Below are 15,827 nucleotides of genomic sequence, written 5' to 3' on the forward strand. Positions count from 1 at the left end.
TCTGCTGCTACTGTCCAACAGGTACTCTCGGCGGGCTCAAACTCACAAGAAGATGACTCTTCTTTAGCGGTCGACCAGGGCGCGTAACAGTCGTCGTCTTGATTCGGGCGATGCAGGGTTTGAACGCGAAACGCGCTAAGTCATCGTCAGTCACGAGTGCCCCGAATCTCCCTCTGTAGAGAACGCCTGTGCTGGCGAGAACTTCGAACTGCTTGGAGCTTGCCAGGAATCCATTGAGAGTTCCGGGGATGTCGTCTTCGTCAACCGCTGGCTCTGTCTCCTCCATCCAGCCAAAAGCACGGTAGACGTGGTCCTTTCTGACCGAAACCTCGCTCTCGCCACCAACGTACCGAATAGTTGCATCCGAGTTCGCCAGCACCTTCACGAACTTGTGAAGTGACTTGAGCACACGAGGGTCCGCCTCGGCCATGAACTCCTCAAAAGCATCTTCCTCGGCGGTCAGTTGCTGGAGGACCGTGGACGTTTCATCCATCGCAGTCTTCATCCGCCGCAGACCAAGAGCATCCTCGTCTGCCTGAGTGAACTCGAAACCGAAGGAACCGCGTGTGACACCCGAGATCCGGAGCCGAAAGTCCCGGCTTTGGGCACCTCGGACAGATGACACGCCCACTTTCTCAACAATCTCCTGGAGGCAGGAAACTGCTTCAACGGCGAACGATGCGTCGATGGCCTCTTGAGCAATCACAGGACTACCGTCGAAGTAGACGGCCGACCTCACCGGCTCTGGGACATTCGCAAGTTGCTCCAGTTCCTCGCTGATTGCATCCAGGCGAGACTCAAGCCCAATACGCTCGATGAACTGGCCCGGCCCAAGGCGCTCCAGAAGTGAGCGCGTTGCCGAATGCTCCACTGAGAGAAAAGTCTTTCGGGCTGACCGACTCATCCTGCCTTCCTCTGCTTCTCCGCACGAAGCGCCAAGAGCATATCTCGAGCGGCAGCATCTTTTTCGCCCGAGGTCAGGGGGAGTTGCACGAACCCTTTCCAGGCAGAGGTGATACGCCGGTGGGAGAAGAGTCCGTACCAATAGGTCGTTTGGTCCACCAGGGACACCACGGCCTGAGTATGCGATGGTGCATTGGGGCCTGGAGGATAGCTCAGCGGAACCGGATATGCATCGCAATGATACTGTGCCTTGGCGCACCGACTGTCGAACAATGGCCGAGCTGCCGTGGAATCGAGCCCTGGTGGCACATGGAAGAACGTAACGACGTCCACATCCCCGGGCTCACGCGGAATCTGTTCAACGAAACTCCCAGTCAGCCACTGGAAGCCATCCACGATCCCAATACCCCGAATTGCCTCCCGGTACGCCACAAGGCCAAGGAGAATCTCGACGCGTCGATCTGACGTCGCGAAGCGTTGGATGACTTCATCCCACTCAGTGGAATACGGGGAGCGACTGCCTGGCACCGCTGGATCTGCTGCGGAGTACGGCGGGATGATTCCGTCGCCGTTGTGATCTGGCACTCGCTTCATCAGCACCCCCATGTTCCGCAACTCCCCAAGTGGAATTGGCCTTGAGAATCTGCGTTTTATAGATGCCCTGGGTCGATCTCAATGGGTCATTCTGGACGTAGTCCAGCGCTATTGCACCGTCTATCCACCGTCGTGCGACATTCGGTCGGCACCCGACTCTATGTCCGCTGGTTTGCGGCACTCCAACACCGTCCTGCGCAAGGGTGCCGGGCAGCTGCGGGGAGGTTATGCTTCGCGCCCTCCGGCTCGGAGAGCAGGAAGAGCGGAGGCAGAGGGACAGTGTGCGGTCTAGACACCCAACACGTCCCAACCAAGTTCGGATAGGACGTCCCTTCGCCGTAAACAGTGACACTGGAAACCGTGTCCACCCTTTTCGGGTGAGCGAAACAGCCCGTCCCAGGAGTCAGGAACGGGCCGCATACATCACAGTCCGAACGTCCAGCGGGCGCCAACGCCTGCCATCCGCTCGCACTTGTTCGCCTCCGTGAATCCGAAGAGTCCAAGGTCCGGACGGAGCCGGGCCCCTACCTCGAGTCGCGCGTACCAGCCAGAGAGGCTGGACGTGCCGGCCTGGGCTTCGAGGTAGCCGGTGCGCACGGGCACGTCGCTGAGTACCCTGTCGAGCCCCGCGGCTACTGCGCGCCGCGGGGCGTCTGAGGGACCGCCGCCACCACCGGGGCCAGCGCGGCCGTGCTGCCGATGGCCCCGAGTGTGGCCGTCAGCGCCGCCCCCTGCACCTTCGTCGCAGTCAGCTCTGCGCCGTGCATGGCCGTCCAGGCCGCCTTCGCCTGGGCGACCTCGCGGTCGGTGGGCACGTAGCCCTTCAGCGCGAGCTGGTCGCGGAAGATGCGCAGCGCCTCAGCGACCTTGTTGTCCACCTTGTTCTCGGTGCGAAGAGACATGTCGTTGACCGCGTAGTAGGCGAGGTTGATGACGTAACCGACGCTGTGCAAGCGCTCCTCCGCCTTGTCCTTCCAGATGGTGCGAGCCAGCGCGACGACGCCACCGACGACGAGGCTGGCAACCAGCACCGCCACATCGGGGTTGGTGAGAATGCCGACGAGGATGCTGCTGGCGACGCTGCCAGCCGTGCTGCCGGTGTCAGCGAACGCGGCCGGCGCGATGAGGGCCACCAAGAGCAGGGTGGCCAGAGTGAACAGCTTCTTCATGCGGTTGGACTCCTTGGGCTACGAGTGGGACTGCGAGGAAGAGACGGGACGCCAGGCGCCGCGCCAGGTGCACCGGGCGCAGCGAAGGCGGAAGCGCGTGGCCGCCGAGAGGGGGCGCCCGGCCGGCACGTCTACGTCGGGGACGTAGCGGTGGCCGAAGAGCAGGCAGACGGCTCGACAGGCCATGGCGCTCACGTGCGGAACGGCAGGCGACGCAGGCCCATGCGCCGCGCGCGGTAGTCGAGGCTGCCGAACACCTTCACGCACGCGTTGGCCTTGGCGGCGTCGGCCAACGTCCGGGTGGTGCTCCCACCTCCGGAGGCGCCCACCACGACGCCTCCGCCGACGTGCACCATGACGTGCTCTGCGTCGGTGGGGTCGCCCTTGCGGTGGTACAGCACCAGGTCGCCGGGGAGCAGCTCCTCCTTCGGCACGGCGAGGCACTGGGCCAGCAGCACGTCGGTGTTGTGGGAGTACCGCCAGTCCGGGCCACCCACCTCGCGCAGCGCCCAGGTGACGAGTCCGGAGCAGTCGAAGACGCGCTTGTTGGCGACGCGGTCCAGCTCGCCCTTGCCTCCCCACCGGTAGGGCGTGTGCATCTGCGAGAGGACGGCGACGACGAAGGCGTTGCGCTGGGACACGACGTGCTCCTGAGCCTGCGGGGAAGTCACTGGCGACGGCGGGAAGGAAGGGCCGGCTCTTCCTGGTGGAGCGCCGGCGCGGGCGGTGCCACCTGGACGAACCAGCGGCCGAGCTCCCGCAGCCCGGCCAGCCCGAGCAGCGCGACGAGGGCGCCCACCACCCAGAGGGCCCCGGCGATATGGGAAGCGCGGTGCTCTCCGCTCGTCATTCGCGCGGACAGGTCCGGGATGGACTTCACCAACGTGTCCTGCTCTCCGAGCTGCTTCTTGAGCTCGTCCATGCGCTCGACGAGCTTGGGCACCGCCTCGACAACGGACGTCTGCGCGGTGACGCGCCTGTCCACGCTGTCCACGCGCTCGTCCACCCGGCGCACGTGCTCTTCAATGCGCCGCACCTGCTCCGCCGTCGCCATGCGCTCGGCCAGGGCGCGCAGCTCCTCGCGCATGGACTCGATGAGGCGGTGCGTGTCGATGGCGTACTTCTCGGACGTACGCTTCGCTTCGTCGGCGCGCGCGGCAACGGCCTCCAGCTTCTCGCCGTGCCGGGCGAAGTCTTCTCGAAGGCTGGGGCGGGGGGAGGCGGCGGGGGACATGGCCGGCATCGTCCGTGCGGACGAGGACGCCTTCCGGCGCCGGCACGGCACGTGCTCTTCCGTCCGCCCAGCATGGACACGGCACAGCGGGAGGCGCTCGCACAGCGCTTGGTGAAGGCGGAGGCGGGCTATGTGGAGGCCGTCTCGCAGATGGACGGGAGTCTCAGCGCATGGACGCGGCTGACCGCCGCCCGTGAGCGATACCGCGCCGCGGAGGCGACCGCAGTTGAAGCACTCGGCGCACGAGGAGCGCTGGCCTTGCTGGAGCGACTCCTTGCCAGTTCGTCTCAGTCGACGCATGGACGCACGCAGCACATTGGCGTAGATGCCCGCCCAGGCAGCAAAACGCCCAATTCAGGAACAATCATTCTCGGACATGAATGTTCCTGAATTTCATGCACCGTGGCAGCAGCTTTTCAACAACACACAACTCACCAACAACTCCGCGTCACACACTACCTATTGAGGCAAGCCCAGCAGTGTGCTCAACCTAGGGAATCGGCTTACCGCCGACTCCCTAGGAGGTCTCATTGCAGCCGAATCACGGGGTCAGAGGGTTCATCGCAAGCATCATTGGAGGTGCCATATTCATTGGCATCCTGGGCATCGGTCTTGGGTTGGGGTTCTATTTGAATCCGATTGACGCAGAGGGACCGGGCTCCATCAGATTTTTCACGAAGCTGAGCGCCGTCATTCAGTCAACGTCCGGGCTGGCCTCGACAGTCCTTTCTTTGGGCGTCGGGGCATTCGCGGGACGCAGGACAGCAGACATCATTCGGTACCAACTCGGCTCCTCGCTCGCACCATGCAAAGCCTGTAAACGCATCGTGAGCCGCGAAGCACGTTCATGCCCTGGATGCGGACACCCGCAACGGTAGCCGCCCTCACACCATGCCGCCGAGGGCCGCGTCCTTCCCGATGGAGAGGAGGTAGCCCCGGAACACCTCCCACGTGTTGCCGGGGACGAGTCCTCGCGCGAAGGCGTTGGCCTGCCACTCGCGCAGCAGCCCGTCCGCGCGCAGCAGTGGCCAGGGCCGGCCCGCCGAGGTGCGCGCCTCCAGCATGAGTCGCTCGAGCTCGCCCGCCGCTTCCAGGAAGGTGGCCGTCGGGTGGGCCACCAGCCAGTCGTAGGCCGCGGACTTCGCGGGGTAGCGCTCCTCCTGGGCCGCCAGCTCGAGCGCGGAGTACTTGCCCCAGTCGTCGGTGAGTCCCCCTCCCCCGGCCTGCAACACCTGCAGCTCGCCCTCCAGCCCCGCGCGCTCCACCTGGAGCGCCTGGCCAACGGAGGCGAAGTGGCGCGAGGCCGAGGCGGCCGCGTCCTGCTGGCCGCGCACGCGCGCAAGTTGGCACGTCACGTCGCGCCGGCGGGCCTCGATTGCATTGCGCTGGTACACCTCTTCGGGCGTCAGTGACATGGCGTCTCCAGGCGCGCTACTCGCGGGCCTTGATGTTGTGAGACAGGAGCCCCTGCACGTTGTACGTGCGTGCCCCGTGGACGGTGAGCTGCACGACGTCGCCCTCCCCTGCTTCCTCCACCCGCTGCACGCGGCCGGGCTTCACCCCGTGGATGGTGTCTCCCGGAAGCAGCGCGGACAGCGGTGTCCAGCCCCGCGCCTCCAGGAAGAAGCGGTGCCCCTCAGAGGCCACCACCTCTCGCCCATCCTCCAGCACCAGGCGCAGACGCTGGGCCCGGGTCGGCCGCGCCGCCGTCACCGTGTACACGTCCCACAACAACGTCTCGTCGTGCTGGGTGAGTACCTGCATGCCCGGCCGCACCGCGTCCGCGCGCAGCTCCATCCCATCCGCCATGAGGATGGGCTCCCATGGCGCCGGGCACGGCCGCGTGTCGTCTCCGCCGCCGCCGCCGCCACCACCGTCCGGGGTGCCCGCGCCGACGGGGGAGGCGTACTGGCTGCCGAGGGCCGTGTTGCGGATGGTGACGGGGGTGAACCACTTCGCGGCGCTGGGCCCGTACGCGTTGACGATGGACACCAGCAAGTACCAGACGGACGTCGTCGTCGAGGAGAGGGCCGTGACGGAGCCGGCGAACATGTACTGGAGGGATGCCCGCGCCTGGTTGTTGGCCGAGGACTCGGCAGCGTCCTGGTACACCCTGTCGGTGAGCGCGACGTGCAGCACCTGCTGGCGGTAGGCACTCCCGGCCGTCGGCCGCACCCACAACTCGACGCGCGCGTAGCGCAGTCCGTCCAGGTTGTCGTCCAGCGCCTGGGGCTGGAGGAAGAGCTGCCAGGTGGCCCAGGACAGCGTGGACGTGGTGATGTTGTCCGCGCACTCCACCCGCAGACTGTCGATGTTGGGCGCGCCTCCGCGCACCGCCCCCTGGTTGTTGCCCCGGTAGAAGCAGCGGTTGCCGGGCCCCGGCCCGTCGAGACTCACGAGCCCCTTGTAGAAGAGCGCCTCGAGCGGGTAGCGGCCCACCTGGAGGTTCTGACTGGCGACCTTCAGCGCCACGCCGACGTTGTCGAGCTTCGCGCCCGCGACGGGGATGCCGTTGCCGTCCTCCGCGTAGTTGGACGTCTGCAACGTGTTGGCGGACAGCAAGTCGAACGTCACCGAGCGCCGCAGGCTGAGGGCGTCCAGGTACACGGCCTTGCCCACGTCCGAGGGGCCCGCGTTGATTTCCCAGACGAAGAGGACGCCGGTGCAGCCCGCGGGGCACACCCCCTTCACCTTGAAGCGCTGGTAGCTGGTGGAGACGCCGTTGAGGGGCGTGGACGTGTTGGCGCCCGCGTAGTTGCCCGAGGCGTCCGTCCAGAAGAGGTAGAGGGCGCCGCCGTAGTTGCTGGTGAGGGGCGCAGACGCCTTCACCCAGGACTCGGCGAAGAACTCGTCCCCCACCGAGCACGGGATTCTCTTCGTCCACACCGCGGTGCGGTACCCAGGCGCGTTGAGGGGCACGCGCCGGCACCAGCGCCCCTCGCGCGCGTTGGCCACGTCCTCCACCAGGAAGTCACCCTCGGGGGACAGGCCCAGCGCCGCGGTGCCCGCCTCCGAGTAGCCGTTGGGCACCAGGTTGTCCGAGGGCGGCAGCAGCAGGTGCTGCGTGGCGATGGCGGCCGGCGCCACCTTCGGCGCCGTCACCGCCTCGGGGGCCAGCAGCTTGCTGACGACGCTGCCGTCCGGCACGTTGGACAGCGTCTCCGTCGCCACGGTGACGGTGTCCGGGTCAGCAATGACGGCGCCACCCAGCACGCGCCAGCTGCCCTCGGCGCCACTGGTGTAGCGCGTCTGCACCGCGGCCTGCACCGACACGGACGTCTTCGGCCGCAGCGTCACCACCACCCGGCGCTCCGTGGGCCCCACGCGGACGGGCTCCACCAGGTACGAGTCGGTGTCGTTGGGGTCGTCCCCCGTGTAGACGACGACGGTGTAGCCCGCTAGCAGGTGCAGTGGACGCGCCTCCTCGTGCGCCCACTCGATGGTGAACTGCTTCGCCTTGACGATGCGCGGGCGAGGCTGCCCCGTCACGCCATCGTCGTACACCCCTCCCAGGTATTCACTTTCACGCGAGCGCATGGCGTCCTTGTCAGGGGGGCGGCTCGTCCGACACCGTCATGGTGATGAAGGACGGCACCGTGGGCGTGGACACGACGGAGACACTGGCCGCGTGGGTGGAGTAGTTGCCGGAGGAGTCGACCGCCTTGAGGCGCACGACGCTGACGCCGACGAAGGGCAGCGCCCACTCGAAGGAGGTGGCGCGCACCTTGGCGATGAGGGACGCCGTCTCCCAGCTGCCGCCGCCGTGGCGCAGCTCGTACATGTCCCTGTCCAAGTCCGGGATTTCCACCCACCGCAGGGTGGCCGTGTTGCCGTTGAGGGCGTAGGCGAAGCCCGCCACGTCCGAGGGCGGAGCCGCCTTGCCCAACACGGTGTGCGCCGACTCCGCGAAGGAGGTGACGAAGCCGCCGCCCAGCACCGTGGCCACCTGGACGCGGTAGGGCCCCGGGGGGATGTCCTGAAGCTCCCAGTAGTGCGTCTCGACCCGCTCCTCGGAGCTCCAGTTGCCCTCGGACAGCCGCCAGCGCACCACGTAGGCGGTGGCCCCCGGGTGCTGTGTCCACCGCGCGTTGAGGGACACCTTCAGGCCGCCGTTGGTCGTCTTGTAGAGTCCCTCGCCCAGGGCCAGCCCCTGCGGCGGCGACGAGGAGGGCAGCGCGGAGGTGGGCAGGGGCTGCAACTGCACACCCTGCTCGACGGCCGCGTACTTCCCGGGGTGGTGCGCCAGGGCCGTCACCTCGTACACGTGCGGCTCCACCTCGGCGACGGACAGCACGCGCCACGGGGTGGGCACCAAGTCATTCGCGGCCAACACCCAGACGGCCTGGGGCACGGGCGCGGCGGAGAAAGGCGTCGCCAGCGTCAGCGCGCGGTACGGCGCGGGGGCCAGCGGCGCCACCGGGCGCTCCTCCACCTTGCCGTCCGGCAGCACCACGGAGAGGGAGTACGTGTGCCCCGCCTCGAGGTGGACGTCCGAGTCCAGCTCCACGCGCGAGTCCGAGGCCTCCACCACGCGGCCGCCCCAGCGCCGGCCCGCGCGCGTCGGGTCCGCCACCTTCACCACCGCGCCGGGGTTGCGCAGCGCACCCTCCAGACCCGTCCTGAAGACCACCGTCTCCGTCTCCAGCCTCTCGGTGTGCAGCAGCCAGCGGCCCACGCGCTGGGCCTGCCCGCGCGAGGTGCAGCCCAGGGCCACCACGTCCGTGGGGTTGTAGCCGTAGTCGCGCAGCCCGTCCTCGTCCGCCACGTACTCCACTGCGGCCTTGTAGTGGTTGGCCGGGTCATTCCACGTGACGAGGGCGACGGTGTGGCGCGCGCGACGGCTGGTGCCCGAGTACGTGAAGAGTCCGTCCACCACGTTGGCCGGGGTGAAGAGGTACTCCGCGTCGCGCGGCGCGTCCTGGGCCACATACACCGCGCCGCTGGCCCAGTAGACGAGGCCGCGGAAGACGGAAGCCAGGTTGCTCACCACCTGGTACGCGTCCGCCTGCGTCTGGAGGTAGAGGTTGCAGGTGAAGCGCGGCTCCTGGCCGCCCTTCCCGTCCGGCACCAGCTCGTCGCAGTAGCGAGCCACCGTGTACAGGCCCCACTTGTCCACCTGCGACTCGTCAAGGTAGCGGCCCAGCCCGTAGCGCTTCGTCGTCAGCAAGTCGTAGAGGCACCACGCTGGGTTGTCCGTCCACGCCACGTGGAAGGTGCCGTCCCACGTTCCCGAGTACTCGCGCGTCTGCGGGTTGTAGTTGCTGGGCACCCGCACCTTCAGGCCGCGAATGCGGTAGCTGCGCGCCGGCACGCTGCCGAATTGCTTCGCGGACACCTGGAGGGCCACCAGCGCGGTGTTGGGGAAGCTCAGCTTCTCGTCCAGCACGGTGGTGTACGACTTCCAGAAGGTGCGGTTCTGCAGGGCCACCGTGTTCGCGTCGGGCGTCGTGCGGCGCACGCGGATGTCCCACGGCGGGCTGCCGTAGAGCTCAATCCGGTACGCCCTCTCGTAGGGGCTGGTGCACTTCCCGCGGATGACGCCCGCGCCCTGCAGGTCCTGCTCCACCCAACCGCCGCCATTCGACTGCACGTCGATGGCAAGCTTGACGGTGAAGGGCTGCAAGTCACCCGTCTCCGGGTGCTGGTACGTCAGCTGCGGCACCTGCACGGTGACGCGCACCGCGTCCACCTCGGCGTCCCGCACCGTGCGGATGGCGGGGAGTCCCTCCTTCACCTCCACGTTGACGACTGTCTCCGCCTCGGCCGCGCTGAAGCCAGGGATGTACTCCTGCCCCTGCGTCCCCGGCACGTCGTACGCGGTGACGTCGCGAAAGTTGGGGGAGTCGTTGGGGTTCACCACCGGGACTCCGTCCAGGTAGACGCCCTTCAGCCCTCCCTGCAACCCTTCGATTTCTCCCTCGCAAATGACGTCCAGCACGCGCGCGTACGCGGTGGACACCAGCGAGTCGACTGCCTCGGTGGGCGTGCGCTGCGCCCCCGAGCCGCCCTTCCCGCCCGACTCGCCGCCCGCGCCGCGGAGCGCGCCCCTCTCAGGGGACATTGGGCACCTCGTGCGGCTCCTCGGGGTCCGCTCGCTTCACGTTGTGGGAGAGGACGCCGAGCGTCTGGTAGGTGTGCGCGCCGGCCACGGTGAGGAGCACCACGGGGCCGCGCCCCGCCTCCTCCACCCGCGCCACCACCCCGGGCTTCTCACCCACCAGCCGCGCACCCCGCTCGAGGTGGCGCAGCTCCACCCAGTCGGCCTCCGTGCGCACCCGGTGGTTGTACGTGGCCACCAGCTCGCGCCCGTCCTCCAGAACCAGGCGCCGGCAGTCCGCGTCCAGCGTCGCGGCCTGGGTGACGGGGTAGTCGCCCCACGCCAACGTCACCTCGTCCTGGGTGCGCACCCACGCGCCCACGCGCAGCTCGCCCGCCGGCACCTCGCGCCCGTCCGAGAGGAGAATGGGCACCCACGGCGCCGGGCACCCGCCGCCCACCGCCCCCTGCCCGCCTGGCCCCGTCTGGCCTCCCGCGGGCCCACCGAAGCCGCCGCCCACGCTCCAGTCGGTGATGATGCCGGCGGACACCACGCAGCTACCCACCACCATCTCCCCGTAGCAGAGGGCCACCGGGTGGCCCTGGGCCAGCGTATTCACCGGGCCGTTGAAGACGTAGGACGGCTGGTGCTCCGGCTTCTCCAGCGGGCCCGTCGCGCGGGGCGGGCCGAAGAGGAGCTGCGCGGCGCCGCCCACCATGAGGCTGCTGCCCAGGGCGATGAGTTGCCCGCCGGCCGTGCCGTAGTCGTAGACGGAGAGCACCGCGCCACCGGCGATGAGGACAGCGCCCAGCACCACCTGGAGGACGCCCGCCTGCTTCGAGCCCGCGAGGGCCGGGAGGATGGTGATGCGCTCCCCCTTGGCGACGCCCAGCTCCTGCGCGCCGACGTCCCGCTCGCCGACGAGGACGTGGAAGCCGGGCGCGCTGTTCTCCACGAGGTAGCGGCCGAAGCCCTCGCACACTGCGGAGAGGGCGCGCACCGCCTCCGCGGGCGAGGGCACGCCCAGCTCCAGCTTCCACTCACGCCCGAAGCGCGCCCCCAGGGGCCCGCCGAGCACCACCGTCGTCAGCATAGGCTGCGGTGCCGCACAACCTTCCGAGTCACCCGTGCCCAGAAGCCGCTGTACGTCTCCCTCTTGGACAGAGAGTTCTGGAGGTGGTGGAGGACGACGTCCGCCCCCAGGTAGACACCCGCGTGGTTGGGCACGGACGCGCGCAGCTGCATGAGGAGGACGTCGTGCTCGCGCAGTGGAGCACCCGTCACGTCCACGAAGCCCGCGCGCTCGTACCCCTCCAGGTAGAGATTGCCGCCCTTCAGCCACCAGTCGTCGGGCCGCTCGAAGTCTGGCAGTTCGAGGCCCACCACCTCGGCGAAGTAGTCGCGGATGAGGGAGAAGCAGTCCAGGACGCCGTGGCTGAAGGGCCGGCCCACCAGGGGCGCGCGGTAGCCGCTGGGCACCAGCACCTGCCAGTGCCCCACCGGCACGTTGACGATGAGCCAGGGCAGCCCCCAGCGCTCGCACATCACGCGGTCCGCCTCGCTCGGCTCTGGGGACGCGTTGGGGTGGGAGTGGACAACCGCCACCACTTCGCCCTCGGCCTCGGCCCTCGCGAAGTCCTCGGGCGCCAGGTGGAAGTGGGCTTGCCCCTCGGCGAGGTTCCGACAGGGCCGGTACGTCAGCTCACTCGCGATCCGCAACACCAAGCCGCAGGACTCGCGGGGAGACTCTGCACTCGCATGGGCAACTGCGGCAACGCCGACGGAAGTGGGGAAGTCGAAGGCAGTGCGAGGCAGCACGTGCGGGCTCCTGAACGTGCAAAAGATCACTCCGTCCTTCTTCGCTCGACGAAAGGACTCGGTCCGGAAGTCCCGACCAGGGAATACGACACCCCAATTGATGAGAACCCAACATTCAGTCAACGGCTGACTGGCCCTACACCTTCGTTCAGGCCCGGCATCTGGACCTTTGTGGCGCTAGCGCATACACAGGCGGAACTGCCAAGGACCATCTATGCCATCGCCATATAATTCGTTGACGGCCCTGCGACTCATGGGATGCGTCGATACAAACACCCTCCCAGGGTTGATGAGAGACGCAATGCGGAGCAGTGCGGACGAACTGCTACACGCCATCCTGAAGCTCGACAAGCGCCACGGGTTCTCAATCGAACGGGACAAGTCTAGACCTCTTGCAATCGTTCTGCGAATGCCCGGCGCGGACCCGGCCGGTCTTGAGGGAGAACAGGTTGTCTACCTCGAGGACAAAGGCTGGCACATGTACAGCCTCAAAGTGCCGGACAACCGCTACATCCCCATCGATCTCAGGTGGGACGTCGACTTGCGGCAATGGGTTGGGCCTGTCATCAAGGATGCAGGCGGCACAGTAACAATTGATGCAGTGACGGAGGTCCTTGCCACTTTCGCAAACTTCTCCCAGGAAATGAAAATCCAGTTCGTTCAGCAGGACCGCCCCACTCACCGATAGGTCAATATTGCAGCGGACTTTCGGCGCACGCTGGAACCCCTATAGACTGGCGGCAGTGAGCATCCGTCAAACATCGAGCAAGCACCTGCCGGACTAAGTCAACCAGAGCGCCCCATGTCACAACTCCCCTTGCCTCCCATATCACCAGTCCCTAACAGAAAGCCTCATGGATGGCAGGAGACCGCGACTGCCTTGGCGACCATGGCGGCCAACGCGGCGGCCATTTTCTCTGTCCTAAGAGATGCGTCCCCCCAAATCATCGTGGGCATCGCCGCATCATCATCCCTAATCGCGCTGTCTTTCCCGGCCGCATACATCACTCGCAGAATCAGGACTCATAGACAGCACCTTGCGACGATGCGCATGGAGCAGGAGAGACTGACAAGTCTTTCGAACATTACCAACAAAGCACTAGCTCTCACGATGGGGCAACTTTCCCCTTGGCGCTCAGAGTCAACCACTGCGATCCACATAATCAAGCACATACTACACAATTTCGACAAGGCCGCTCCATCTGAATTGCAGCTCCATCGAGACATTATCCAAGCGGGCTGCGAGGTTTTTCGCTACCTCCCCGACTGCGTCACACCGGAGCAGTGCATGCCGATTTCGAGAATCATGGACGAGGCTGTTCACAAGCTCGTTCGCGATCTCCCTCGCTTTATTGCCGACTGCGAACAGGCTGCCTCTCTCATGAACGACAGCCGTGCAGGTTATGTCCTCGAACAAACCGCAATACTACGAGACCGCATCAACCACATGCTAACCGCGTATACCGCGCTCGCGACGAGTGCGCGAGACATTGGCGTCAACTTGCTGGTGCCATTTGAAGCAGGTGAGCATCTCCGGGCGCCTCAATCTACTCGCCTGCTTTCGCAAGGAAGGTAGCGCCCACTGCGTCGCAATGGTCATTCCATTCAGACCGAGTTCATCGCAGTAGCCCAACCCCAGGGAATCCTCCGTAAGGAAGCACCGCCGTCGCCCCGAATCGGGTCTTGCAGCTCGAAAGGCGCTTCCCGCATCTGTCCTGCCCCGGATCCGCCGTCGACGTGTCGTCTGCCTTCGCAACGGGCGGACCCGCGTACCCACACCCCTCGCCGCGGTATTGCCACCCGCACATCTGGGTGATGACGCGAAGGGGGATGCGCACACCCTCAAGGTCACACCGCGCCGCGAGGGTGAACTCGATGAGGTGCTTGTTCTCGGTCGTCTTCGCGTCCACCGCGAACTCGTCGTCGGGGAATCCCTCGGACGGGCTCGCGGTGGGGTTGACGCCGCCGGGGAAGTTCACCGCGTCCAGGTAGCGCGCGAAGGTGCGCTTGCGGATGACGCACGCGCCGAGCAGGTCGTTGGTGTCGCGCGCCAGGGCCCCCAGAGTGCCGAGGAGGTTGGCCATGGTGAGGGTCGGCCGGGGCAGGCGCCCGGTGCCCGACCTCTCGAAGCCACGGGCCTGCACGGGCCAGGGCTGGTACGACGCCCCCTGCCACACCACGGGCCCGCCCAGGCCGTTGGTGCCCGCGTGGAAGTAGCTGATGCCGCCCCCTGGGAGTCCGCTCGCATCCAGGATGAAGAGCTCCACCAAGGCGCCAGGCGCCAGCGTCTGGATGTCCTCGGCGATGCTCACCGGCAGCCCCGGGAGCTCGGCGTCGAAGCCAGGGCAGCAGCGAGAAGGAGTCCCACGACGGGGGCAAGGAGGTTCATGCCCCCTGTCTTCATTGCAGACGGGGACTGCGTCCGCTCACCCCACCTGCGAGAGCTGCGCGTCTGCGGCCGGGCGAGCAGCAGCCAGCGCCGCGTCGGCAGCCCGACGGGTGTTCGCCTCGATGGCCACGTTGCACAGCGCCGACTGCGCCTGGAGCTGGAGCGCGAAGGCGCGACTTCGCGCCATGGACACGCCGATGATGGCCAGGACGACTCCTCCAACCACGGCCAGGATGGGCCCCGAATCCTTCCCGCCGGTGACGAATCCAATGAGTGCGCCGAAGGCGAAGCCAGCGAAGGCACTGCGCACGACGAGTCCCTTCGCTTGTGCGTAGAGTGCCTCGGCGTGCGCCTGGATGATGTTCGGGTCGTACTGGACAGCCATGGACTTCCCCCAAGGGTTGAGCGCTGCTCTCGCAGGCCGGCGCGGACCCTCGCATTACGAGGAGCGCCAGGTAAGAGAGGCAACCACCACCCACCCGGGGCGGGGAATACCACCCGAGAGGTACTCCGCCCGGGCAGCCCCTACCCAGCCACCTCGTGGAACTCGGCGCTGACGTCGTGCGCGTTGAAGCCCTTCACGGTGGTGGACCAGCTCTCGCAGACGACGCGGAGGACTCGCTCTCCGGCCCCGGTGAAGGTGAGCGCCGCACCTGCCGTTGGGGGCACAGCGAAGGTGACGAGCCCCGAGGAGGAGAGCACGTAGTCCGCCCCGGCGACGAGCGGAGCCCCGTCCAGGTAGAGGACGGGTGGTGCGCCCCGCCCCGTCGCCGGCACGAGCTCCGCAGCGCCGGGCGCGAGCGGCCGCTCGAGCAGGAACTGCGTGCGCGCCCCATCCCCCGTGCCGAAGCGGAACCCCGTGACAGCCCACGCGCTCGTGGGCGCGACGAACTCGAAGGGCAGCGTTCCTCGGTGGGCGAGGAGGAACGCATCAATGGCGTCCGCCTCCGCCTTCCTCCGAGTGTTGAACTGGAGCGCCCAGCGCTGGAGGGTGGCACGCAGACCGTCCTCCGCACGCTGGGCGTACCCGTCACCGAACTGGGCCTTCAGGATGCGTGGCTGTGCCTGCTGCTGCGCGCCGTAGTCTGGCGTGAAGGGGAAGCGCTCCATTCCCGGTAGCGTCAGCGGCGACGCGGACGCAATCCATCAGCCTGCATGGAAGCGTCTCGTCGTCCCTGGGCCGGGCAGAGCATCCTCAAGGCGATCGTCTCCATCTGCACGTACGCCACACGCGCGCGCATGTAGCGCGTCCTCGCCTCGGGACTGCCGTCCCGTCCCGCGACGGCCTGCTGCAGTTCCCTCTCCACCGCCGCCAGTCCCTGCGCGAGCGCCACCCGCCTGCTCCAGTCGTCCATGAGCTGGCGGGTGAGCACAGAGCGTGCCGGACCTGACGAGCCTCCTCGTCCGCCCTGGCAGCGAATCATCTGGGCCCGCGCTAACTAATGGGACAGATCCAGAGTCGATTGCACGCGCAGGATCTCGTGACACCGGTGGCAGAGCAGCAGGCGGTGACAGTGCTGCGGGGGGGGCACTCCGTCTGGTGGAGATCGCGGCACAAGGGCAAGTCTGAACACGCCGGCGGTGAAGGACAGGCATAGAAGGTGCCGTCGCACGTCACACCCGAGCCATTCGTCGCGGTGCAGGTCGTTGCCGTCACCGGGCAACTGACCGACCCCGTCGCGC

The 15,827-nt window shown here is 67.2% G+C and carries 16 protein-coding genes; 2 read left to right on the forward strand and 14 right to left on the reverse strand.

What is annotated here, in order from left to right; genetic code table 11:
* Window positions 1-7: 7 nt before the first annotated feature.
* From LXT21_RS44130 to LXT21_RS44175, 10 genes are all read right to left on the reverse strand, one after another.
* On the reverse strand, window positions 8-904 hold the full coding sequence (locus LXT21_RS44130) for a hypothetical protein (protein WP_254044286.1): 897 nt from the start codon (window positions 902-904) through the stop codon (window positions 8-10).
* Entirely contained in the window at window positions 901-1,509 is a 609-nt protein-coding gene (locus LXT21_RS44135) for a DUF6932 family protein (RefSeq protein ID WP_254044287.1), read from the reverse strand. Before LXT21_RS44135 ends, LXT21_RS44130 begins: the two co-directional genes overlap by 4 nt.
* 620 nt (window positions 1,510-2,129) lie before the next feature.
* Window positions 2,130-2,666 (reverse strand): hypothetical protein, encoded by a 537-nt coding sequence (locus LXT21_RS44140; RefSeq protein WP_254044288.1) that lies wholly within the window; start codon window positions 2,664-2,666, stop codon window positions 2,130-2,132.
* A gap of 191 nt (window positions 2,667-2,857) precedes the next feature.
* Complete coding sequence (locus LXT21_RS44145; RefSeq protein WP_254044289.1) at window positions 2,858-3,307, reverse strand: C40 family peptidase; 450 nt, start codon at window positions 3,305-3,307, stop codon at window positions 2,858-2,860.
* Between the two features lie 26 nt (window positions 3,308-3,333).
* Window positions 3,334-3,900 carry a hypothetical protein gene (locus LXT21_RS44150; protein WP_254044290.1) on the reverse strand — a complete coding sequence of 189 codons (567 nt, stop codon included), beginning with the start codon at window positions 3,898-3,900 and terminating at the stop codon, window positions 3,334-3,336.
* Window positions 3,901-4,784: 884 nt separating this feature from the next.
* Window positions 4,785-5,315, reverse strand: a complete 531-nt coding sequence (locus LXT21_RS44155) for a M48 family metallopeptidase (RefSeq protein WP_254044291.1) — start codon at window positions 5,313-5,315, stop codon at window positions 4,785-4,787.
* Window positions 5,316-5,331: 16 nt separating this feature from the next.
* A complete protein-coding gene (locus tag LXT21_RS44160; RefSeq protein ID WP_254044292.1) occupies window positions 5,332-7,437 on the reverse strand; it encodes a Hint domain-containing protein in 2,106 nt (701 codons plus the stop codon).
* Window positions 7,438-7,447: 10 nt separating this feature from the next.
* Entirely contained in the window at window positions 7,448-9,961 is a 2,514-nt protein-coding gene (locus LXT21_RS44165; RefSeq protein WP_254044293.1) for a host specificity protein J, read from the reverse strand.
* A complete protein-coding gene (locus LXT21_RS44170) occupies window positions 9,951-11,030 on the reverse strand; it encodes a hypothetical protein (RefSeq protein ID WP_254044294.1) in 1,080 nt (359 codons plus the stop codon). The genes LXT21_RS44165 and LXT21_RS44170 overlap by 11 nt, the downstream gene beginning before the upstream one ends.
* Entirely contained in the window at window positions 11,024-11,785 is a 762-nt protein-coding gene (locus LXT21_RS44175) for a C40 family peptidase (RefSeq protein WP_407667114.1), read from the reverse strand. The genes LXT21_RS44170 and LXT21_RS44175 overlap by 7 nt, the downstream gene beginning before the upstream one ends.
* A 271-nt stretch (window positions 11,786-12,056) precedes the next feature.
* On the opposite strand from LXT21_RS44175, the gene LXT21_RS44180 reads away from it, so the two are divergent.
* Window positions 12,057-12,443 (forward strand): hypothetical protein, encoded by a 387-nt coding sequence (locus tag LXT21_RS44180; RefSeq protein WP_254044295.1) that lies wholly within the window; start codon window positions 12,057-12,059, stop codon window positions 12,441-12,443.
* Between the two features lie 192 nt (window positions 12,444-12,635).
* The gene (locus LXT21_RS44185) at window positions 12,636-13,331 is read left to right on the forward strand and encodes a hypothetical protein (protein ID WP_254044296.1); all 696 of its coding nucleotides are present in this window, start codon (window positions 12,636-12,638) and stop codon (window positions 13,329-13,331) included.
* 40 nt (window positions 13,332-13,371) lie between these two features.
* On the opposite strand, the gene LXT21_RS44190 is transcribed toward LXT21_RS44185, so the two are convergent.
* The 4 genes from LXT21_RS44190 to LXT21_RS44205 form a co-directional block, all read right to left on the reverse strand.
* Entirely contained in the window at window positions 13,372-14,067 is a 696-nt protein-coding gene (locus tag LXT21_RS44190) for a phage minor tail protein L (RefSeq protein WP_254044297.1), read from the reverse strand.
* Between the two features lie 114 nt (window positions 14,068-14,181).
* On the reverse strand, window positions 14,182-14,529 hold the full coding sequence (locus tag LXT21_RS44195; protein ID WP_254044239.1) for a hypothetical protein: 348 nt from the start codon (window positions 14,527-14,529) through the stop codon (window positions 14,182-14,184).
* Window positions 14,530-14,669: 140 nt separating this feature from the next.
* Window positions 14,670-15,254, reverse strand: a complete 585-nt coding sequence (locus LXT21_RS44200) for a phage tail protein (RefSeq protein ID WP_254044298.1) — start codon at window positions 15,252-15,254, stop codon at window positions 14,670-14,672.
* A gap of 11 nt (window positions 15,255-15,265) precedes the next feature.
* Window positions 15,266-15,478 (reverse strand): hypothetical protein, encoded by a 213-nt coding sequence (locus LXT21_RS44205; RefSeq protein WP_254044299.1) that lies wholly within the window; start codon window positions 15,476-15,478, stop codon window positions 15,266-15,268.
* Window positions 15,479-15,827 lie beyond the last annotated feature (349 nt).

Source organism: Myxococcus guangdongensis (assembly GCF_024198255.1).
GTDB classification, from domain to species: Bacteria; Myxococcota; Myxococcia; order Myxococcales; family Myxococcaceae; genus Myxococcus; species Myxococcus guangdongensis.